The sequence below is a fragment of the Pseudomonas sp. DY-1 genome, assembly GCF_003626975.1.
GTDB lineage: Bacteria > Pseudomonadota > Gammaproteobacteria > Pseudomonadales > Pseudomonadaceae > Metapseudomonas.
In genome coordinates, this window is the sequence record NZ_CP032616.1 from 2,159,824 (window position 1) to 2,180,883 (window position 21,060).

18 protein-coding genes are annotated in these 21,060 nt (G+C 61.4%); 12 read left to right on the plus strand and 6 right to left on the minus strand.

The window, feature by feature from the left end:
- Nucleotides 1-362: 362 nt before the first annotated feature.
- The 5 genes from xdhA (at nucleotide 363) to guaD (ending at nucleotide 6,689) form a co-directional block, all read left to right on the plus strand.
- Complete coding sequence (gene xdhA, locus D6Z43_RS10365) at nucleotides 363-1,802, plus strand: xanthine dehydrogenase small subunit (protein WP_120651849.1); 1,440 nt, start codon at nucleotides 363-365, stop codon at nucleotides 1,800-1,802.
- Nucleotides 1,795-4,191 carry a xanthine dehydrogenase molybdopterin binding subunit gene (gene xdhB, locus D6Z43_RS10370; protein ID WP_120651850.1) on the plus strand — a complete coding sequence of 799 codons (2,397 nt, stop codon included), beginning with the start codon at nucleotides 1,795-1,797 and terminating at the stop codon, nucleotides 4,189-4,191. Before xdhA ends, xdhB begins: the two co-directional genes overlap by 8 nt.
- 76 nt (nucleotides 4,192-4,267) lie before the next feature.
- A complete protein-coding gene (locus tag D6Z43_RS27885) occupies nucleotides 4,268-4,417 on the plus strand; it encodes a hypothetical protein (protein ID WP_153917083.1) in 150 nt (49 codons plus the stop codon).
- Entirely contained in the window at nucleotides 4,414-5,247 is an 834-nt protein-coding gene (gene xdhC / locus D6Z43_RS10375; RefSeq protein ID WP_120651851.1) for a xanthine dehydrogenase accessory protein XdhC, read from the plus strand. The genes D6Z43_RS27885 and xdhC overlap by 4 nt, the downstream gene beginning before the upstream one ends.
- Before the next feature lie 134 nt (nucleotides 5,248-5,381).
- Nucleotides 5,382-6,689 (plus strand): guanine deaminase, encoded by a 1,308-nt coding sequence (gene guaD / locus D6Z43_RS10380; protein ID WP_120651852.1) that lies wholly within the window; start codon nucleotides 5,382-5,384, stop codon nucleotides 6,687-6,689.
- 204 nt (nucleotides 6,690-6,893) lie between these two features.
- On the opposite strand, the gene D6Z43_RS10385 is transcribed toward guaD, so the two are convergent.
- Nucleotides 6,894-7,664, minus strand: coding sequence for a GntR family transcriptional regulator (locus D6Z43_RS10385; protein WP_120651853.1), 771 nt, complete (start codon nucleotides 7,662-7,664; stop codon nucleotides 6,894-6,896).
- Nucleotides 7,665-8,278: 614 nt separating this feature from the next.
- Here D6Z43_RS10385 and D6Z43_RS10390 point away from each other — a divergent pair.
- Nucleotides 8,279-9,628 carry an NCS2 family permease gene (locus D6Z43_RS10390; RefSeq protein ID WP_120651854.1) on the plus strand — a complete coding sequence of 450 codons (1,350 nt, stop codon included), beginning with the start codon at nucleotides 8,279-8,281 and terminating at the stop codon, nucleotides 9,626-9,628.
- Between the two features lie 562 nt (nucleotides 9,629-10,190).
- Here D6Z43_RS10390 and uraH read toward each other — a convergent pair.
- Nucleotides 10,191-10,544 (minus strand): hydroxyisourate hydrolase, encoded by a 354-nt coding sequence (uraH, locus tag D6Z43_RS10395; RefSeq protein WP_120655236.1) that lies wholly within the window; start codon nucleotides 10,542-10,544, stop codon nucleotides 10,191-10,193.
- A 425-nt stretch (nucleotides 10,545-10,969) separates the two neighbouring features.
- Between uraH and puuE the strand changes: the two genes are divergently transcribed.
- The 6 genes from puuE to D6Z43_RS10425 all read left to right on the plus strand — a co-directional run bounded on the left by puuE (nucleotide 10,970) and on the right by D6Z43_RS10425 (nucleotide 17,012).
- Nucleotides 10,970-11,899, plus strand: a complete 930-nt coding sequence (gene puuE, locus D6Z43_RS10400) for an allantoinase PuuE (protein WP_120651855.1) — start codon at nucleotides 10,970-10,972, stop codon at nucleotides 11,897-11,899.
- On the plus strand, nucleotides 11,896-12,411 hold the full coding sequence (gene uraD / locus D6Z43_RS10405; RefSeq protein WP_120651856.1) for a 2-oxo-4-hydroxy-4-carboxy-5-ureidoimidazoline decarboxylase: 516 nt from the start codon (nucleotides 11,896-11,898) through the stop codon (nucleotides 12,409-12,411). The genes puuE and uraD overlap by 4 nt, the downstream gene beginning before the upstream one ends.
- 161 nt (nucleotides 12,412-12,572) lie before the next feature.
- Nucleotides 12,573-13,076: an ureidoglycolate lyase gene (locus D6Z43_RS10410; protein ID WP_120651857.1), complete on the plus strand. Its 504-nt coding sequence runs from the start codon at nucleotides 12,573-12,575 to the stop codon at nucleotides 13,074-13,076.
- Between the two features lie 53 nt (nucleotides 13,077-13,129).
- Nucleotides 13,130-14,407 (plus strand): urate hydroxylase PuuD, encoded by a 1,278-nt coding sequence (locus D6Z43_RS10415; protein ID WP_120651858.1) that lies wholly within the window; start codon nucleotides 13,130-13,132, stop codon nucleotides 14,405-14,407.
- A gap of 239 nt (nucleotides 14,408-14,646) precedes the next feature.
- Complete coding sequence (locus D6Z43_RS10420; RefSeq protein WP_120651859.1) at nucleotides 14,647-15,993, plus strand: nucleobase:cation symporter-2 family protein; 1,347 nt, start codon at nucleotides 14,647-14,649, stop codon at nucleotides 15,991-15,993.
- Nucleotides 15,994-16,160: 167 nt separating this feature from the next.
- Nucleotides 16,161-17,012 carry a nucleoside-binding protein gene (locus D6Z43_RS10425; RefSeq protein ID WP_120651860.1) on the plus strand — a complete coding sequence of 284 codons (852 nt, stop codon included), beginning with the start codon at nucleotides 16,161-16,163 and terminating at the stop codon, nucleotides 17,010-17,012.
- A gap of 251 nt (nucleotides 17,013-17,263) precedes the next feature.
- Here the strand turns inward: D6Z43_RS10425 and D6Z43_RS10430 are convergent, their stop codons facing one another.
- From D6Z43_RS10430 to D6Z43_RS10445, 4 genes are all read right to left on the minus strand, one after another.
- Nucleotides 17,264-18,073: an outer membrane protein OmpK gene (locus D6Z43_RS10430; RefSeq protein WP_120651861.1), complete on the minus strand. Its 810-nt coding sequence runs from the start codon at nucleotides 18,071-18,073 to the stop codon at nucleotides 17,264-17,266.
- A 122-nt stretch (nucleotides 18,074-18,195) separates the two neighbouring features.
- Entirely contained in the window at nucleotides 18,196-18,513 is a 318-nt protein-coding gene (locus D6Z43_RS10435; protein WP_153917087.1) for a hypothetical protein, read from the minus strand.
- Between the two features lie 235 nt (nucleotides 18,514-18,748).
- On the minus strand, nucleotides 18,749-19,567 hold the full coding sequence (locus D6Z43_RS10440; RefSeq protein WP_120651863.1) for an ABC transporter substrate-binding protein: 819 nt from the start codon (nucleotides 19,565-19,567) through the stop codon (nucleotides 18,749-18,751).
- A gap of 66 nt (nucleotides 19,568-19,633) precedes the next feature.
- Nucleotides 19,634-20,992 carry an 8-oxoguanine deaminase gene (locus D6Z43_RS10445; RefSeq protein WP_120651864.1) on the minus strand — a complete coding sequence of 453 codons (1,359 nt, stop codon included), beginning with the start codon at nucleotides 20,990-20,992 and terminating at the stop codon, nucleotides 19,634-19,636.
- Nucleotides 20,993-21,060: the final 68 nt, after the last annotated feature.

A 21,060-nucleotide genomic window follows, 5' to 3' on the forward strand; every position in this document is an offset into this window, starting at 1 on the left:
GCCGCAGGACGCGGACAGGGCCCGCAGTCTATCACAAGGAGACAGCAGCTCTCGCAGCGGCGAATTCACTCACCAATCGCCACCGACCGGCCCCACCCGACTCAAGGGCGGGCCTCCCGCCTGTATGGCGAACGAATTCGCCCCTACGAAAAGCACCCTGCCGGCCCTTACCTACACTTAAGACAGGTGGCACGAAATGCGCCTGCGCCCTGAGACAGAGCGGACGCAGCGTGCTAATAACCGAAACAGATGAAGATTTCCTGACTTTCGAGTCAAATATTTATTGACCCAAAAGTCAGACCTCTCTAAATTTGCCGTCATACGAGCCCTCGTAAAAACAATAAAGTGCCTGGAGGTCGTCCTTGATCCAGTTTTTACTCAATCGGGAGCTGCGCACCGAGCATGCCCTCGATCCTAATGTCACGGTGCTCAACTACCTGCGTGAGCATGTCGGCAAACCCGGTACCAAAGAAGGCTGCGCCTCGGGCGACTGCGGCGCCTGCACCGTGGTTGTCGGTGAGCTTGACGGTGATCGCGTCCGTTACCGCACGCTCAACTCCTGCCTGACTTTCGTATCCTCGCTGCACGGCAAGCAACTCATTACCGTCGAAGACCTCAAGCACCGTGGTCAACTGCACTCCGTGCAGCAGGCAATGGTGGATTGCCACGGTTCCCAGTGCGGTTTCTGCACCCCTGGCTTCGTCATGTCGCTGTTCGCCCTGCAGAAGAACAGTGATGGCTTCGACAAGGCCCAGACCATGGAAGCCCTGGCCGGCAACCTGTGCCGCTGCACTGGCTACCGCCCGATCATCGACGCCGCCGAACAGGCCTGCTGCCAGAAGCAGCCCGACCAGTTCGATGCCGCCGAAGCCCAGACCGTTGCCCAGCTGAAGTCCATTGCACCGCGCGATACCGCTGAACTGAACAGCGGTGACAAGCGCTGCCTGGTTCCGCTGACGGTCGCCGACCTGGCCGACTTCTACGTCTCCAACCCGCAGGCCCGCCTGCTGGCCGGCGGCACCGACCTGGCCCTGGAAGTCACCCAGTTCCACCGTGAACTGCCGGTGATGATCTACGTCGGCCATATCGAGTCCATGAAGCGCATCGAGGAGAACGGCAACTTCATCGAGATCGGCGCCGCTACCCCGCTGTCCGACTGCTACGAAACGCTCTCCCGCGAGTACCCGGACTTCGGCGAACTGCTGCACCGCTTCGCCTCCCTGCAGATCCGCAACCAGGGCACCCTGGGCGGCAACATCGGTAACGCCTCGCCCATTGGTGATGCCCCGCCGCTGCTGATCGCCATAGGCGCCGAGATCGTCCTGCGCAAGGGCAACCAGACCCGCATCCTGCCGCTGGACGAGTACTTCCTCGATTACAAGGTCACCGCCCGCCAGGAGTCCGAATTCATCGAGAAAGTGCGCGTGCCGCGCGCCCGCAATAACCAGGCCTTCCGCGCCTACAAGGTGTCCAAGCGCCTGGACGACGACATTTCCGCCGTCTGCGCAGCCTTCAACCTAGTGATCGAAAACGGTGTCGTGCGTAAGGCCCGCGTCGCCTTTGGTGGCATGGCCGGCATTCCCAAGCGCGCCAGCGCCTGTGAGCAGGCCCTGATCGGCGCCGCCTGGTACCCGGGTACCGTCGAGCGCGCCTGCGAGGCCCTGGCCAAGGACTTCACCCCGCTCTCTGACTTCCGCGCCAGCAAGGAATACCGCCTGCTGACCGCCCAGAACCTGCTGCGCAAGTTCTTCCTCGAGCTGCAATCCCCAGAAGTCGAAACCCGGGTGACCGCTTATGTCTAACCATTTCCATCACAAGACCCAGGAAGAACTGGCGGAACTGTTCCGTGCCGACATCACCACCGGCGTGGGCCGCAGCGTCAAGCACGAGAGCGCGCCCAAGCACGTCTCGGGTGAAGCCGTGTACGTCGACGACCGCCTGGAATTCCCCAACCAGCTGCACGTTTATGCACGCATGAGCGATCGCGCCCATGCGCGCATTACCCGCATCGATACCAGCCCTTGCTACCAGTTCCCGGGCGTGGCCATCGCTATCACTGCCGAAGATGTGCCCGGCCAGTTGGACATCGGCCCGGTGGTCGCCGGCGACCCGCTGCTGGCGGACGACAAGGTCGAGTACGTTGGCCAGGTAGTACTGGCCGTAGGCGCCGACAGCCTGGAAACCGCCCGCAAGGCGGCCATGGCCGCGATTGTCGAGTACGAGGACCTGGAACCCGTACTGGACGTAGTCGACGCGCTGCGCAAAAAGCATTTCGTGCTGGACAGCCACCAACACAAGCGTGGTGATTCCGCCACCGCGCTTGCCGGGGCGAAGAACCGCATCCAGGGCACCTTGCACATCGGTGGCCAGGAACACTTCTACCTCGAGACCCAGATCTCCTCCGTCATGCCCACCGAAGACGGCGGCATGATCGTCTACACGTCCACCCAGAACGCCACCGAAGTGCAAAAGCTGGTGGCCGAGGTACTGGGCGTGCCGATGAACAAGATCGTCATCGACATGCGCCGCATGGGCGGTGGCTTTGGCGGCAAAGAGACCCAAGCTGCCGGCCCAGCCTGCCTGTGCGCAGTGATCGCACACCTGACCGGTCGCCCGACCAAGATGCGCCTGCCACGCATGGAAGACATGACCATTACCGGCAAGCGTCACCCCTTCTATGTCGAATACGACGTGGGCTTCGACGACAACGGTCTGCTCAGCGGCATCCAGCTGGAACTGGCGGGCAACTGCGGCTATTCGCCCGACCTGTCCGGCTCCATCGTCGACCGCGCGATGTTCCATTCGGACAACGCCTATTTCCTCGAAAACGCCACTATCAATGGTCACCGTTGCAAGACCAACACCGCCTCGAACACCGCTTATCGCGGGTTTGGCGGCCCGCAGGGGATGGTCGCGATCGAAGAGATCATGGATGCGATCTCGCGCCATCTGGGCAAGGATCCGCTCGAAGTCCGCAAGCTGAACTACTACGGCAAGGACGAGCGCAACGTCACCCACTATTACCAGACCGTTGAGCACAACATGCTCGCCGAGATGACCGAGGAGCTGGAGGCCAGCAGCGAGTACGCCAAGCGCCGCGAAGAAATCCGCGCCTTCAACGCCAAGAGCCCGGTGTTGAAGAAAGGCCTGGCGATGACCCCGGTGAAATTCGGCATCAGCTTCACCGCCACCTTCCTCAACCAGGCCGGTGCGTTGGTGCACATCTACACCGATGGCAGCATCCACCTGAACCACGGCGGGACCGAGATGGGCCAAGGCCTGAACACCAAGGTCGCCCAGGTGGTGGCCGAAGTCTTCCAGGTGGATATCTCGCGCATCCAGATCACCGCGACCAACACCGACAAAGTGCCTAACACTTCGCCGACCGCCGCTTCCAGCGGCACTGACTTGAATGGCAAGGCCGCGCAGAACGCCGCTGAAACCATCAAGGGTCGTCTGGTGGAGTTCCTCGCCAATCACTTCAAGGCGACCACCGAGGACGTGCAGTTCAAGAACGACCAGGTACGCGTTCGCGACCACTTCCTCTCCTTCGAGGAAATGATCCAGCTCGCCTACTTCAACCAGATTTCGCTCTCCAGCACCGGGTTCTATCGCACGCCGAAGATTTTCTACGACCGCGATAAAGCTTCCGGCCGCCCCTTCTATTACTTCGCCTATGGCATGGCCTGTGCCGAGGTCATCGTCGACACCCTGACCGGCGAGTACAAGATGCTGCGCACCGACATCCTGCATGACGTGGGCGCCTCGCTGAACCCGGCCATCGACATCGGCCAGGTTGAAGGTGCCTTCGTCCAGGGCATGGGCTGGCTGACCATGGAAGAGCTGGTGTGGAACGCCAAGGGCAAGCTGATGACCAGCGGCCCGGCGAGCTACAAGATCCCGGCCATCGCCGACATGCCCATCGACCTGCGGGTGAAACTGGTGGAAAACCGCAAGAACCCCGAACAGACGGTGTTCCACTCCAAGGCCGTGGGCGAGCCGCCCTTCATGCTCGGCATTGCCGTCTGGTGCGCCATCAAGGACGCCGTGGCGAGCCTGGGGGACTACAAGGTGCAGCCGAACATCGATGCGCCGGCCACTCCCGAGCGGGTTCTCTGGGGCGTCGAGCAGATGCGCAAACTCCAACAGCCGGCTCAGGCCGCCGCCCAGGCGGAGACCGAGCTCGCGTAACCCGCAGGAGCCGGCTTTCTGGCGAAAGCGATTCGCCAGCAAGCTGGCTCCTACATAGAAAAAACGGTGCAGAACAATGACAACATCCACCGATCAAACGAAGACCAAACAGCAGGACGGCGATGCCGTGCTGCTGGAAACGCTGCCGGCCCCGGTTCGTCCCAAGGACGACTGGAGGCTGTCGCGGACCACCAGGCCACTGCGTAGCTGGAGACTGAGCAAATGAGCTGGATCAGCGCCCTCGCCGACCTTCAGCACCGTGGTGAACCCTGCGTGCTGGTGACCATCATCGAAGAGCGTGGCTCGACTCCGCGCAACGCCGGCTCGAAGATGGTCGTCACCGCCGAGCGGATCTTCGAGACCATCGGTGGCGGTCATCTCGAGTTCAAGGCGATGGAGATCGCCCGCGAGATGCTCGAGAATCGCAGCCAGGACACGCGCCTGGAGCGCTTCAGCCTGGGCGCCAGCCTCGGCCAATGCTGCGGTGGCGCCACCGTACTGTTGTTCGAACCCATGGGCCAGCCCCAGGCACATATCGCCGTATTCGGCGCCGGCCATGTCGGCCGTGCGCTGGTTCCGCTGCTTGCCAGCCTGCCCTGCAAAGTGCGCTGGATCGACTCGCGGGAAAACGAATTCCCCGAGCAGATTCCGTCTGGCGTGGAGAAAGTGGTCAACGAGGAAGTGATCGACGAGATCGACGAGATGCCCAAGGGCAGCTACTTCATCGTCATGACACACAACCACCAACTGGACCTTGAACTGACCGCCGAGATCCTCAAGCGCGATGACTTCGCCTACTTCGGCCTGATCGGCTCGAAGACCAAGCGCGTCAAGTTCGAGCATCGGCTGCGCGAACGCGGCTTCGCCGCCGAAACCATGCAACGCATGCGCTGCCCGATGGGCATACAAGAGGTCAAAGGCAAACTGCCGGTGGAGATCGCCATATCGATCGCCGGAGAAGTCGTCGCCACCTATAACGCCAACTTCGGTGCCGAAGTGAAGAAAGGCGAAACGGTCGCCAAGCTGGTCCCCGCCTCGCGCCGGGAACAGGCCTGAAATTTTCCTTCGCCCATCGGGAGAAGGTGACGCGTAATGCCGGGTAGGGGGAGCCGCGTGACAGGGCGCCCCCTACTCCGGCCCCTCCCTCAGGCGAGAACGCAAGAATCGCAACGCTAACGAACGAGACTGACATGACCAGCCACGTAACCGCCTACCGCTCCGCCATCCTGCACAGCATCGCCGACCCCGCCCTGGTCGGCGTCGAGCAGTCCTATCAGTATTTCGAGGACGGCCTGCTGGTGGTGGAAGACGGCCGCATCAAGGCCCTGGGCGACGCCAAGTCCATGCTGCCGGGCCTGGACGCCGGCGTCGAGGTGCACGAGTACCGCGATGCCCTGATCACTCCCGGCTTTATCGATACCCACATCCACTTCCCGCAGACCGGCATGATCGCCTCCTACGGCGAGCAACTGCTGGACTGGCTGAACACCTACACCTTCCCCACCGAGAAACAGTTCGCCGACAAGGCCCATGCCGCTGACGTCGCCGGCATTTTCATCAAGGAACTGCTGCGCAACGGCACTACCACTGCGCTGGTGTTCGGCACCGTGCACAAGGAATCGGTGGACGCCTTCTTCGAGGCTGCGCAAGCGCTCGACCTGCGGATGATCGCCGGCAAGGTGCTGATGGACCGCAATGCCCCGGACTACCTCACCGACACCGCCGAGTCCGGCTACGCCGACAGCAAGGAGCTGATCGAGCGCTGGCACGGCAAGGGCCGACTGCACTATGCGGTAACCCCGCGCTTCGCCCCCACCAGCACCCCGGAGCAATTGGAGCTGGCCGGCAAGCTGTACGCTGAGTACCCGGGCCTGTACATGCACACCCACTTGTCCGAGAACCGCAAGGAAATCGAATGGGTCAAGGAGCTGTTCCCCGAGCGCAAGGGCTACCTCGATGTATATGACCATTACAAGCTGATAGGCCAGCGCTCGGTGTTCGCCCACGGCGTGCATCTCTGCGACGACGAGTGCAAACGATTGGCGGAAACCGGCTCAGCAGTAGCTTTCTGCCCCACCTCCAACATGTTCCTCGGCAGCGGCTTGTTCGACCTGCAGAAACTCGAAGAGCACGGCGTACGTGTGGGACTGGGCACCGATGTCGGCGCCGGCACCAGCTTCTCCCAGCTGCAGTCACTGAACGAGGCCTACAAGGTTATGCAGCTCCAGGGCAAGAAGCTCGACCCGTTCAAATCCCTCTACCTGGCCACTCTGGGTGGCGCCCGCTCGCTCTACCTGGACGACAAGATCGGCAACTTCCAGGCCGGCAAGGACGCGGATTTCGTGGTCCTCGACTACAAGGCCACCCCGCTGCTGGATTACCGCATGCAGCAGGCCCGGAGCCTTCCGGAAAAGCTGTTTGCCCTGACCATCCTCGGTGACGACCGTACCGTGAAGGAAACCTTTGCAGCCGGCCGCAGCGTGCATCAACGCAGCTGAGGGGCAGCGCGATGAGAGAACCTCGCTTCGGCGGGGTTTTCTTTTGGGCTCCGGATTCGCGAATGAATTCGCTCTCCAACAGCGTGGCATTGGCGCGTAATCCTGTAGCGAATTCATTCGCGACGAAAACGGCACAATTCATTGCCCGCCAGCCCCCAAAACAAAAAGCCCCGCATCTGCGGGGCTTTCTTTTCCGAGCCGGAATCAGGCGCTGCGGGGCGTGCCGCGACCGGGCTTCTTCTTGGTCTGCAACAGGTGCGAGAACACCGCGTGCAGGTCGTCCGAAGCACCGCTTTCGTCCAGGTTCAGCTTGTCGTCGATGTGATCCATGTGATGCATCATCAGCATCACGGCGCGCTCTGCGTCGCGGGACTCGATAGCGTCGATCAGGCGATTGTGTTCATCAAAGGAACAGTGCGAACGACTGCCACTTTCGTACTGGGCAATGATGAGCGAGGTCTGGGACACGAGGCTGCGCTGGAAGCTCACCAGCGGGGCGTTCTTCGCCGCCTCGGCCAGTTTCAGGTGGAACTCGCCGGAAAGACGGATACCGGCGCCACGATCACCACGGGAGAAGCAGGCCTGCTCCTCGAGGACCATTTGCCGCAGTTCCTGCAATTGCTCGGCAGTGGCGTGCTCTACCGCGAGCTCGGTGATGGCACGCTCCACCAGACGGCGGGCGTAGAAAATCTGCCGGGCTTCCTCGACGCTGGGACTGGCCACTACGGCGCCACGATTCGGCCGCAGCAGCACTACGCCTTCATGGGCGAGTCGCGAGAGGGCACGACGAATGATCGTGCGGCTGACGCCGAAAATCTCTCCCAAGGCTTCTTCGCTCAGCTTGGTACCGGGCGCGAGGCGCTGCTCGAGAATGGCATCGAAAATATGTGCGTAGACGATGTCGTCCTGGGTGCCGCTGCGGGTGCTTTTGGCGGTGCGCGGCTGCTTCTTGAGTGGCTGCAACTGTTCGTTCATGGGGGCTCGCGTCAAAGGGGGTCGGCGGTCTTCCAGGGCCCTTTTTGCCCCTTTCCGCCGGGCTGAACGGGTGGATCAGCGAGGGAAATCAGGGAAAAAGCGAATGATATTGTACACAATCATCGCACCTTGAACAGTTTCGCCGCAGCTCGAACCCCATTCCTGACCGGTTGCACAGGTTTTTCCAGCAGTTCTCGATTTGCGTGTCGAGGATCGGCTAGAGCCTCAATACAGCGGTTTCCCTACATTTTTTTGTCATAAGCGCGTCTCGCACGGTGCCATTTCGTGCTTTCGACGCCATCGTCAGGCAGCCATCCCTCATTCGCAAATTCTCATAACTCTTTGTTTTTAAACGACTTGATTAGTTCGTTAGGCTGCAAATTGTCGCAACAAAACCTAACCAATGAGTCAGCTTTACGGATTGGTGCGTTTTTTCGAACATTGAAAACATTATTTGTTTTTTTTGTATACAAAGGCATAATCGCGCCGTGACTTCCTGACCCAGCGGTCAAGTATTGGAGGAAGTGCACCACTCACGCCATCCGCCTCAGTTAGTCCGGAGCCAACTCCAGGCTCTGGGTGAACAAAACAAAAGAGATGAGGAGTACCACGCTGTGGAAAGCATCAAACAACAAGAACAAGGAACGTACGCCGCAACACCGCCCGCCAACGGTCTGCTTGAACGTCTATTCAAGCTCAGCCTTCACGGCACCACCGTGAAGACCGAACTGGCTGCCGGACTGACCACCTTTATCACCATGGCCTACATCATTTTCGTCAACCCGAACATCATGGCCGATGCCGGGATCGATCATGGCGCAGCCTTCGTTGCCACCTGCCTTGCCGCAGCCTTCGGTTGCCTCCTCATGGGCCTCTATGCCAACTGGCCGGTAGGCCTCGCCCCGGGCATGGGCCTGAACGCCTTCTTCACCTACACCGTCGTCAACACCATGGGCTACAGCTGGCAAATCGCCCTCGGGGCGGTGTTCCTCTCCGGCGTGCTGTTCATGATCCTGACCTTCTCGCGCATTCGTGAATGGCTGCTGAACAGCATTCCGAGCAGCCTGCGATTTGCCATGGGCGCGGGTGTCGGCCTGTTCCTCGGGCTGATCGGCCTGAAGACTGCCGGCATCGTCGTCGCCCATCCGGCGACCCTGGTGCACATCGGCGACCTGACCTCCCCCGGTCCGCTGCTGGCCGCCATCTGCTTCCTGATGATCGCCGTACTGGAGTACCGCCGCGTGTTCGGCGGCATCCTGATCAGCATCCTCACCGTTACCCTGATCGGTGTTGGCCTGGGCATCGTCAAGTTCGGCGGCGTGTTCTCCATGCCCCCGAGCCTGGCCCCGACCTTCATGGCCATGGACATCACCGGCGCGTTCAATGTGACCATGGTGAGCGTGATCCTCGCCTTCCTCTTCGTACACATGTTCGACACCGCCGGCACCCTGATGGGTGTGGCCCAACGTGCCAACCTGGTGCAGGAAGACGGGCGCATCGAGAACCTCTCCCGGGCCATGAAGGCGGACAGTGCCTCCAGCGTGTTCGGTGGCGTGCTCGGTGTGCCGCCGGTGACCAGCTACGTGGAAAGTGCCGCAGGCGTGGCCGCTGGTGGCCGCACCGGCCTGACCGCCGTGACAGTGGGCATCCTGTTCGTCGCCGCCATGTTCTTCGCGCCCCTGGCCGGCATGATCCCCGCCTACGCCACCGCGGGTGCCCTGATCTACGTTGCGATGCTGATGATGGGCGGCATGGCCCACATCGACTGGAAGGAACACACCGAGACCATCCCGGCCATCGTCACTGTGATCATGATGCCGCTGACCTTCTCGGTCGCCGACGGCATCGCCCTGGGCTTCGTGACCTACGTGGCAATGAAGGCCTTCACCGGCAAGTACAAGGATGTGTCGGTGAGCCTGTATGCGCTGTGCGCCATCTTCGTGGCCAAGTTCATCTTCCTGTAATCACAGGCACCGCTTCACCAGGCCCTGTCGCTCTGCGCCAGGGCCTTTTCATTTGTATAGAGAAGGCGCAGTCATGTGCCAGCTACCCTACTCGCTACCCCCCGATACTTCCCGTAGGAGCGAGCTCTGCTCGCGAACAGTTCGAGCGCGAGCCGTGTATGACGAGCGCGCTCCTGCAGGGCAATCGATAGCGCGACCAAAGGGGACTCATGCAGCGCCATCCCGGAGTGCTGGCTTCCAGAGCTCGACGCGGGACCGCCGCGTTGTCTGACGGCGACGGAGCGAAGCGATTTACGACCACTGGCCAACAACATGCCAGTTGCCGCCTAGACTCTTCCCTGATCCGACATTCGCCCATGCACCTGCGCAGCCCCTTCGGGGCTGGCGCACCGCTTCTGTCTTGTCGTTTATTGCTCCCTTGCGCATCTCCCCGTGATGCGCTTAAGCCCGGCCTTGTGCTGGGCTTTTTTTTACGCCGCAGTTTCTTGCAGGCATAAAAAAGGCCCGCAGTGTGAACGGGCCGTAAAGACTCCAGTGAGTCGAGGGTAACGAGAAAGGTGAACTAGCTACCGCGGTAGGTGGAGTAGCTATAGGGGGAGATCAGCAGCGGGACGTGGTAGTGATCCTGCTCGGAGGAAATGCCGAAGCGCAGGACGACCACATCCAGGAAAGCCGGCTCGGCCAGCTTCACGCCACGGGCGCGGTAATAGTCGCCAGCGTGAAAATGGATCTGGTAGACGCCGCTCTGGTAATCGGCACCCTGCAGCAGGGGCGCGTCGCAGCGGCCATCATCGTTGGTAGTGGTAGTGGCAACCAGCTCCAGGCCTGCGCTCTCGACGCGGTAGAGCTCGATCTTGATGTCACGGCCAGGGCAGCCGTGGGCGGCATCCAGTACATGCGTGGTCAAACGTCCCATTGCTCGCTGGGCGTCCACCGGGCCGTTGCTCTGGCCGCGATCGGAACGCCACACCTCCTCTGTTTGTTCATATAGGTGCGTGGTCAGGGGCCTAGGCCCCTGTACGGTGCGCAGAATAACATGCGCCCCACAGAATGTAAGACATAAATCAAAAAAATTGTACACAATAATAACATCAAATTCGGATCAACCATTGCCGATCCGCGCTAGCAGGGGATTTTCATGTAGCCACCGTCCTCCGGGCCTTTGCTCCTCGACACCTGACCATATGGGCAGGTTTCTTGCTACCACCCCGGTTGACGAATTCAGCGAATTTTTGATTTACAAAACGCATGACAGTTTGTATACAATCACCCCATCCACGGTCGCGCACCACTTTCCCGGGCTGTCGCTGATCGATTCAACAGACGAGAAGGAAGACTGCAGTGAGCGCTGAGTACCCACGCGACCTGATCGGTTACGGCAACAACCCACCCCATCCGCACTGGCCTGGCGAAGCCCGCATCGCCCTGTCCTTCGTTCTCAACTACGAAGAAGGCGGTGAGCGCAACGTGCTCCATGGCGACAAGGAATCCGAAGCCTTCCTGTCCGAAATGGTGGCAGCCCAACCGTTGCAGGGCGTGCGCAACATGAGCATGGAATCCCTCTACGAGTACGGCAGCCGCACTGGCGTCTGGCGCCTGCTTAACCTGTTCAAGAAACACGACATCCCGCTGACCATCTTCGCCGTGGCGATGGCTGCCCAGCGTCATCCGGATGTGATCCGCGCCATGGTCGAGGCCGGCCACGAGATCTGCAGCCACGGCTATCGCTGGATCGACTACCAGTACATGGACGAGGCCCAGGAGCGCGAACACATGCTCGAGGCCATCCGCATTCTCACCGAACTGACCGGTGAACGCCCGGTAGGCTGGTACACCGGCCGCACTGGCCCGAACACCCGTCGCCTGGTGATGGAGGAAGGCGGCTTCCTCTACGACTCCGACACCTACGACGACGACCTGCCCTACTGGGACGCCGCCAGCACCGCGGAAAAACCGCACCTGGTCATTCCCTACACCCTGGACACCAACGACATGCGATTCACCCAGGTGCAGGGTTTCAACAAGGGCGATGACTTCTTCGAATACCTCAAGGATGCCTTCGACGTGCTCTACGCAGAAGGTGCCGCCGGCGCGCCGAAGATGCTGTCCATCGGCATGCACTGCCGCCTGCTGGGCCGTCCGGCGCGCCTCGCGTCCCTGGCACGCTTCATCGACTACGTGAAAGGCTTCGATCAAGTCTGGTTCGCCCGCCGCGCCGACATCGCACGCCACTGGCACGCCACCCACCCTTTCAAAGAGCAAGCGAAATGAGCCGCTTCCAGACCCTGACTCCATCCAGCCTGTCCCGCGATGCCTTCGTAGAAGCCTTCGCCGACATCTATGAGCACTCGCCCTGGGTCGCCGAGAAAGCCTTCGACCTCGGCCGGGACGACCGCATCAACGAAATCGATGGCCTGCACCAGCGCATGGCCGACCTGTTGCTCAGTGCCAGCCATGAAGCCCAGCTGGCGCTGATCAACGCTCACCCGGACCTGGCCGGCAAGGCAGCGGTCCGAGGCGAGCTGACCGAAGCCAGCACCAGCGAACAGGCCGGTGCCGGAATCCACGAATGCACGGCTGAAGAGTTCGCACGCTTCACCGAGCTGAACGACGCCTACAAGGCCAAGTTCGGGTTTCCTTTCATCATGGCGGTGAAAGGCAGCAATCGGCACCAGATCCTGGCGGCCTTCGAGGAGCGAATCCACAACTCTCCCGAAGCCGAATTCTCCAGGGCGCTGGCCGAGATCAACAAGATCGCGCTGTTCCGCCTGCAGCAAATGTAAGCCGCAGTCGCACCGCCCCTATTCAAGACCGGGCGGGCCACGGCCCGCCCATCGGCTCTCCGCCGCAGAGTAGAGCCAGGGGGGAGGATGGAATCACCACCTCCCCTACCGGCCCCTCCCTCTCGGGGGATGGGAACCAGCAACGAACAAGTAGAACAGCCATGCGAACCCTGAAGATCGAGCCCCTGACCAAAGAAGCCTTCGCCCCGTTCGGAGATGTGATCGAAACCGATGGCAGCGAGTACTTCATGATCAACAACGGCTCCACCCGCCGTTATCACAAGCTGGCGACGGTCGAAACCGCCCAGCCGGAAGACAAGGCAATCATCAGCATCTTCAGTGCCGAATCCCTTGAGATGCCTCTGCGCATCCGCATGCTGGAACGACATCCGCAGGGCAGCCAGGCCTTCATTCCGCTGCTCGGCAACTCCTTTCTGGTCGTGGTCGCGCCACTTGGCGATGTACCTGTACCGGGTTTGGTCCGTGCCTTCCTCTCCAATGGCAGGCAGGGCGTTAATTACCATCGCGGCGTCTGGCACCACCCGGTGCTGACGATCGAAAAGCGGGATGACTTCCTGGTGGTTGATCGCAGCGGTTCTGGCAACAACTGCGATGAGCATTTCTTCACTGAGGACGAGCAGCTCCTCCTCGACCCCCACCACTAATAAGAGAAGCCCAATGATCGGCGTGCTGGTCAGCGGGAAAAGAGGTAAACACTGTGGAAGCACATTTGACCGAATGGCTGAACCTGAGCATTCGCTGGGTTCACATGATCACCGGTATCGCCTGGATCGGCGCATCCTTCTATTTCGTCTGGCTGGAGAACAACCTGAATCGCGCCAATCCGCGCGACGGTCTGTCGGGTGACCTCTGGGCCATCCACGGTGGCGGCATCTACCACCTGGAGAAATACAAGCTCGCTCCGCCGAAAATGCCGGACAACCTGCACTGGTTCAAATGGGAAGCCTATTTCACCTGGTTGTCGGGCGTCGCCCTGCTGACCGTGGTGTTCTATATGAACCCGACCCTGTACCTGATCGCACCCGGCGTGGACATCGCCCCGGCTGCCGCCGTCGCCATCGGCATCGGCTCGCTGATCGCTGGCTGGTTCATCTACGACTTCCTCTGCGACTCGCCGCTGGGCAAGACCCCTGCCCTGCTCGGCCTCGTCCTGTTCCTGCTGGTGATCGGCGCTGCCTGGGGCTTCACCCATGTGTTCAGCGGCCGTGGTTCCTACATCCATGTCGGCGCCCTGATCGGCACCATCATGGTCGGCAACGTGTTCCGCATCATCATGCCGGCACAGCGCGCCCTGGTTAAGGCCATCGAAGAAAACCGCACCCCGGACCCGGTCCTGCCGGCCAAGGGCCTGTTGCGTTCGCGCCACAACAACTACTTCACCCTGCCGGTGCTGTTCATCATGATCAGCAACCACTTCCCGAGCACCTACGGCAGCCAGTACAACTGGCTGATCCTGGCCGGGATCGCAGTGATCGCGGTACTGGTGCGCCACTACTTCAACACCCGCCACGACAGCAACAAGTTCGCCTGGACCCTGCCGGCCGGTGCCCTGGGCATGATCTGCCTGGCGTTCGTCACCGCGCCGAACTACAAGGCCGCCGAACCGAGCCTGGCTGTTGAGCCGGCCCATCAGGAACAAGCCGCTCCCACCACCAGCACCGCCGCCGCTCCTGCACAACCGGCTGAAAAACCGGCCCAGGCCAGCACTACCGGCAATGACTTCGGCAAGGTCCACAGCGTGATCCAGGAACGTTGCGCCGTCTGCCACTCCGCCAAGCCCAGCAGCCCGATGTTCACCTCGGCGCCGGGCGGCGTGATGCTCGACACCCCGCAACAGATCCAGATGCTCGCACCGAAGATCCAGGCTCAGGCAGTCGCCAGCCAGATCATGCCGCTGGGCAACATCACTCAGATGACCCAGGAAGAGCGTGACTTGATCGGCCGCTGGATCGCCCAGGGCGCCAAGACCAACTGAGCAACGGCGAGGCTCCTGATAACCCGGGACCTCGCGCACGACCACGGCGGGTGATGCCCCAAGCTTTACCCGCTTTCAAGCCTGCCCCCAGGCGGGCTTTTTTTCTTCCTCGCAGTACCCGCATGACCCCGGCCGGGAGTCACCCTCCCGGCTTGCAACATGAATACCCCGGCAGGCCGCCCCCACGAGGTGCGGCATTGCCAAGCGACTTACAAGAACAAAAGCGCCCGAGGTGTTGCATGACCACTCCGACAGAGCGAGAAATCGCCCTTTCGCCCGCTGACCAGCGCCTGCCCCTGATGCAATTGCTGCTTGTCGGCTTCCAGCATGTCCTGCTTATGTACGGTGGCGCCGTTGCCGTGCCCCTGATCGTCGGCCAGGCCGCCGGCCTCTCCCGTGAAGAAATCGCCTTCCTGATCAACGCCGACCTGCTGGTCGCCGGTATCGCCACCATCGTCCAGTCCATCGGCATCGGCCCGGTCGGTATCCGCATGCCGGTGATGATGGGCGCCAGCTTCGCTGCCGTCGGCAGCATGGTGGTGATGGCCGGAATGCCCGGCGTCGGTATCCAGGGGATTTTCGGTGCCACCATCGCTGCGGGTTTCTTCGGCCTGCTGCTCGCCCCCTTCATGTCACGCATCGTGCGTTTCTTTCCGCCCCTGGTGACCGGCACCGTGATCACCTCCATCGGCCTCACGCTCTTCCCGGTAGCAGTCAACTGGGCCGGCGGCGGTAACGCGGCAACCCATTTCGGTGCCCTGGAATACCTCTCCATCGCCGCTCTGGTGCTGGGGACGATCCTGCTGGTAAACCGTTTCCTCAAGGGCTTCTGGGTCAATGTCTCGGTACTGATCGGCATGGCCCTGGGTTATGCCCTTGCCGGCGCCTGCGGGATGGTCGACCTGAACGGGCTGGAGGAAACGCCCTGGTTCCAGCTCGTGGAACCCATGCACTTCGGCATGCCGAAGTTCGAGCTGGCCTCAGTGCTGTCGATGTGTCTGGTGGTGGTGATCATCTTCGTCGAGTCCACCGGCATGTTCCTGGCCCTGGGCAAGATCACCGGTCGCGAAGTCTGTCCCAATGCCCTGCGCCGTGGCCTGATGTGCGACGCCGGCGCCTCCTTCCTGGCGGGCTTCTTCAACACCTTCACCCATTCTTCGTTCGCCCAGAACATCGGCCTGGTGCAGATGACGGGTGTACGCAGTCGCTACGTGACGGTCGCCGCCGGTGCCTTCCTGATCGGCCTCAGCCTGCTGCCGAAAGCCGCCTTCCTGGTCGCATCGATCCCGCCTGCGGTACTGGGTGGTGCCGGTCTGGCGATGTTCGGCATGGTGGCCGCTACCGGCATCAAGATCCTTCACGAGGCGGACATCAGCGACCGGAGAAACCAACTGCTCGTCGCGGTGAGCATGGGCATGGGCATGGCACCGGTGGTACGCCCCGAGCTCTTCGCCCAACTTCCCCACTGGATGGAGCCCATCACGCACAGCGGCATCGCCATGGCCACTGTCAGTGCCCTCACCCTGAACCTGCTGTTCAACATCCTGGGTGAAAAGGAACGTAGCCGGCACTGCGCTGCGCACTGAATTTGCTCCCATCCGGCTGTCCCCATGAGGTGCAGCCGGAACTCCAAAGCCCGCCTACCCGGCGGGCTCTTTTAACCCTAACCCCGGTGACGGCCGCGTTCGCGCGCTGCCGTTAAGGACAGGTCTTTTCCGCTTTCAGCTCAACAACAAAAAGAAGGAGTACCCGAATGCGTCGTTACACCAGCCTGGCGCTTGGCGCCGCCTTGTTGGCCACTGGCCAGACCGGCTTCGCCGCCGAGGACGGCAAGATCTTCGAATGGATGAACAACAGCGTTGGTTTCCGCTATGGCCAGCAGTTCACCAACCCGAACAACCCGAACAAGTTCGCCAAACGCATCTACAGCTTTACCCACGCCGATGGTTACAAATACGGCAGCAACTTCTTCAACCTGGATGTGTTTCTCTCCGACAGCCGCGACCCGCGCAAAGGCACTGATCATGGCGGCAGTGAGGTCTACGCGGTTTATCGTCACCAGCTATACGTTTCACGGGTGTTCGACCAGCCGCTGGGCACGGGTCTGATCAAGGACTACGCCTTCACCTTCGGCTTCGACGCCAACCGCAACAACAACCTGGCCTCGGCCAATAAGCGAGCCCTGGTGTTCGGCCCGACGCTCAAGTTCAACGGCGCCGCCGTTCTCGACCTGAGCCTGATGTACTACCGCGAGAAGAACCACTCGGGCATCCCCAGCGCCAAGCATCCTGACCACACTTTCGACGCCACCTACATGGTCAACCTGACCTGGCTCAAGCCTTTCCAGCTCGGCGACCACGACGCCAAGTTCCAGGGATTCGTCAACTACGTCGGCGAAAAGGGCGAAGACTACTTCGACAAGGACACGGCCCCGGAGACCCTTATGCGTACCTCGCTCATGGTCGCCGCGATGCCCGGCGCCAAGCGCAAGCCGAACCTGTGGCTGGGTGTCGGCTACGAGTATTGGCACAACAAGTTCGGCGTCGACGGTGGGCGTGGCAGCCGCACCTCGACGCCGACGGTGAATCTGGAATTCACCTTCTGAACCGAGTCTCGCCGTAAGGCGTTCAATCCCCTTTGCGACCCGGAGGGAGGCCAGTCGCCGTGAGGGCCAGTTGATTCGCGACGGGCTGTACAGCGGCTCCCGGTCCGTTACACCGGGAAATCCGCAGACCCGCATCGCGATCGATCCGGCTCCCACACTGCTGCGAAAGGCTTGTGCCATGGATTGGCTCTCCTCCCCTTTCAACCGCGGGGATGGCGCATTGCGCCTCCCCCGGTCTTTTTCCCGGTGAATCAGAAGTGCGCCTTGACCAGCAGGCTGGCGGTGTTCTGGTCGGTGCCATCGAGGATGACGTCACCCAGGAAGCTGTCGTTGTCGATACCGTACTTGTCCTTCCAGTAGTCGTACTCGAAACCGACGTACAGCTGCTTCTCACCCCAGCCCATGGCCTTGCCCAGGTCGTATTTCACCTGCGGATTGAAGTGCAGGTTCGCGTGGTAAGTGCCGCGGCTGTTTTCGTCGTTGTCCACGACCCAGTCCATGAAACCGTCGATCAGGATGTCGGAGTTGCCCACCGGAATGGTGTAGCTCCAGACCGGAGTGATCTGCCAGACGTTGTCGCCGGGACGGCTGCCATCGGTGGTGCGGTTGTAGAAGTTGACCTGGAAGTAATCGAAGCCGGGAATGGCGAGGTCGAAGCCTGGGCCGATCAGGTAGGACTCGACATCGCCTTCGCCGAACTCGTAGGTCATGGCGAGCAGTACGTCGGTTACAGGACCGAACTGGATCTTCTGATCGAAGATCTTGCCAAGGGAAAGGCGCGGCTGGAATTCGCCGTAGTAGGTGTTGTCACCCACCTGCGCATCCTTTTCGCCGTTGTAGAAGATCTTGTCCACGAAGAAGAAGTTATCGCCGTACTTCCAGCCATCCGCGTGCTCGAAGGTGACGGTTTGCTGGATTTCCGGATTGACCTTGAAGTTCTGACCGTAGAGGTAGGTCAGGCTGTTGTTCTGCCAGAACAGAAGGTCACCGGCGATAGCCTGGCCGCCCCCGAGCAGGCCGGTCGAGAGGGCGAGGCAGTGCGGCAGATACTTGGCATTCATGGTTTTTCCCTTGTTTTAGTGGGTTTCAGGTTTTTCCGCCCCGCACCCACCCGTAGCCCGCCCCGGTTTCCGGGCAGGCTGCAGGCAGGTTCGGGATTGGAGGGAGTTGCGCGCGCCGTGCGTCAGCCGATCAGGCCGAGGCGGTATTGGCGGGCGATGCCGGACGGGCTGTCTTCAGCGTTGCGCTGTTTGGCTACGTCCAGGGAGTTCCGTCTGGCCTCGGCAATCGAGGACAGGAGTGCGAGTTCGTCTACGCCCGCATACGTGGGCGACTGGCCGACACCGAACAGGCTGCCAAGGTCAGCTGCCAGGGCACTGATAGCGGACGGATGCGCAAGCAAAGGGTGTGGACTTGAAAAACGGGATCGCCACGCCTGCGGCTGGCGGTCGGGACCGCATCTGAGGTTGTAGCGAACCTCGCGGAGGTCGAATGAACTCATGGGTAAAGCCTGCCTATTGTTTTTGTCGGTCGTGGGCTTACAGGGTGGCGGTGAGCCCCCTCATGCAGTTGCTTCATCAGGAAAAGCTGATCTGGCGGTCAGGTTTTCCGAATTATATACACTCTGTGAACATCCCAAACAACAGTTTCTTTCAGAATTGTGTACAAAACTTCAGGCGATCTTCGCGCAGAAGACACGGAGCGCCTCTGGAATGGTGCTTCCGGTTCGGAAGGCGTCAGGGGTTTCCCTTCTCTTTCTGGCGCTTCAGGAAATCGATCTTCCACTGCTCCATCCCGAGGTATTCGGAGTCCAGGTTGGCTTCCACCTGATAGCGGGCCTTGAGTGCATCCACTTCCTGGCGGTGCTCTGCGAGAAAGCGATCGAAGCGTGCGATCAGTTCCGGGTACTTGAGACTGGAGAGATTGAACGTGCCGCGGGTATGGGGAAGTTTCGGGTCGAACACCAATGCCCCGGGTCGGGCACGTATGTTGTCCAGGTAGTAGGTGGCCACCACCACGTTGTAATAGGCACCGTCAGCTTCCTGCTTCATGGCCTGCTTGATCATCTGCCCCAGGTCCGTACTGCGAACCACCTGGGTCTGCCCCGCGCCTATGCGGTCCTGATAGGTCCAGGGCGTCCAGCCGTCCACCACCGCCAGCCTGGCCAGATGGTCCACACTCTGCCCCTGGCGTTTGGGCGCAACCAGAACACCGTCCACGTACTCCACCACTGGCTGGCTGTAGCTGATGCTCTTGCCGTTCTTCAGATCGCCCGCCCAGTTGGGGTTGTCGGGGTACTTCAGATCGATGCTGCCATTGAGCAAATGCTTGGTGAGTTGATTGACCGGCAGCGCCTGATACTGGATATCCAGCCCGGCACTGCGCGCGAACAGATCCAGCAAGTCGCGGGCAAAGCCCTGGTACTCACCCTGGTCGCTGACCCAGTAGTGGGGTTGGAAGGACTGCTGCTCGACCCCGATCACGTAGGTCTGCGCCAGGGCGCCATTCGCGGACAGAAGGCCGGCAGCCAGCCAGCCGAAAACCCGAGGTTTCATGACCTCCTCCTTGTTTTCCATTGCGCGGGAAAGACAGGAGCGGGATGGCCCGCTCCCGGTTGTGGGTTACTCGCCGAGCACCAGTTGGCGCGCCAGTTCGTTGTGGCGCTCCAATACGCGCGGCAGGTCCACGGTCACCACCTGGCCATCACGCACGACCACCTTGCCGTTGATCACACTGGTGGACACATGGGTCGGGGTGCAGAACACGAGCGCCGCCAGCGGATCGTGGAGCGCGCCTGCATAGGCGATGTGATTGAGGTCGAAGGCGACGAAGTCGGCCGCCATGCCCGGCGCCAGGGCACCGATGTCATCTCGGTTGAGCACTTTCGCGCCACCCAGGGTTGCGATTTCCAGGGCCTCGCGCGCAGTCATGGCGTCCGGACCGAAACCGACCCGCTGCAGCAGCAGGGCCTGACGTACCTCGCCGATCATGCTGGCACCGTCGTTGGAGGCGGAACCGTCCACACCCAGACCAACCGGCACGCCGGCATCACGCATACGGCGCACCGGGGCGATACCGGAGGCCAGGCGCATGTTCGAGCAGGGGCAGTGGGCAACGCCGGTACCGGTCCGCGCGAACAACTCGATGCCGTGTTCGTCCAGCTGCACGCAGTGGGCGTGCCAAACGTCGTGACCAACCCAGCCCAGATCCTCGGCGTACTCGGCCGGAGTCATACCGAACTTCTCGCGGCTGTAGGCGATGTCGTTGACGTTCTCGGCCAGGTGGGTGTGCAGCGAGACACCGTAGTGGCGTGCCAGCACGGCGGCTTCACGCATCAGGTCGCGGCTCACGGAGAATGGCGAGCACGGCGCCACCACGACCCGCAACATCGAGCCGTGGGAGGCGTCGTGGTAATCCTCGATCAGGCGTTGGGACTCCTTGAGGATGTCCGCTTCCTTCTCCACCACGGAGTCCGGCGGCAAACCGCCCTGGCTGCGACCGACGCTCATGCTGCCGCGAGCCGCGTGGAAGCGCATGCCGATCTCCCCGGCGGCGTGGATGCTGTCATCCAGCTTGCAGCCGTTGGGGTAGATATAGAGATGGTCGCTGGAGGTGGTGCAGCCGGAAAGAATCAGCTCGGCCATGGCGGTCTGGGTAGAAACGCCGATCATTTCCGGGGTCAGTCGCGCCCAGATCGGATAGAGGTTGGTCAGCCAGTTGAACAGCTCGCCATCCTGAGCTGCCGGTACCACACGAGTCAGGCTCTGGTACATGTGGTGGTGCGTGTTGACCAGGCCGGGAATGACGATCTTGCCCTTCATATCCAGCACTTCGTCGGCGGACTGCGGCAGTTCGCTGCTCGGCCCGACCTGCACGATGCGGTTGTCCTCGATGAACATCCCGCCCTGCCGGATTTCCCGGCGCTGGCCATCCATGGTCACCAGCAGGTCGGCGTTCTTGATCAAGAGTGTCTTTGCCATTCGGCTCTCCTTGTAGGGTGCGCCATGCGCACCGTTATACGGACAGAGGGGTTTCGGTGCGCACGGCG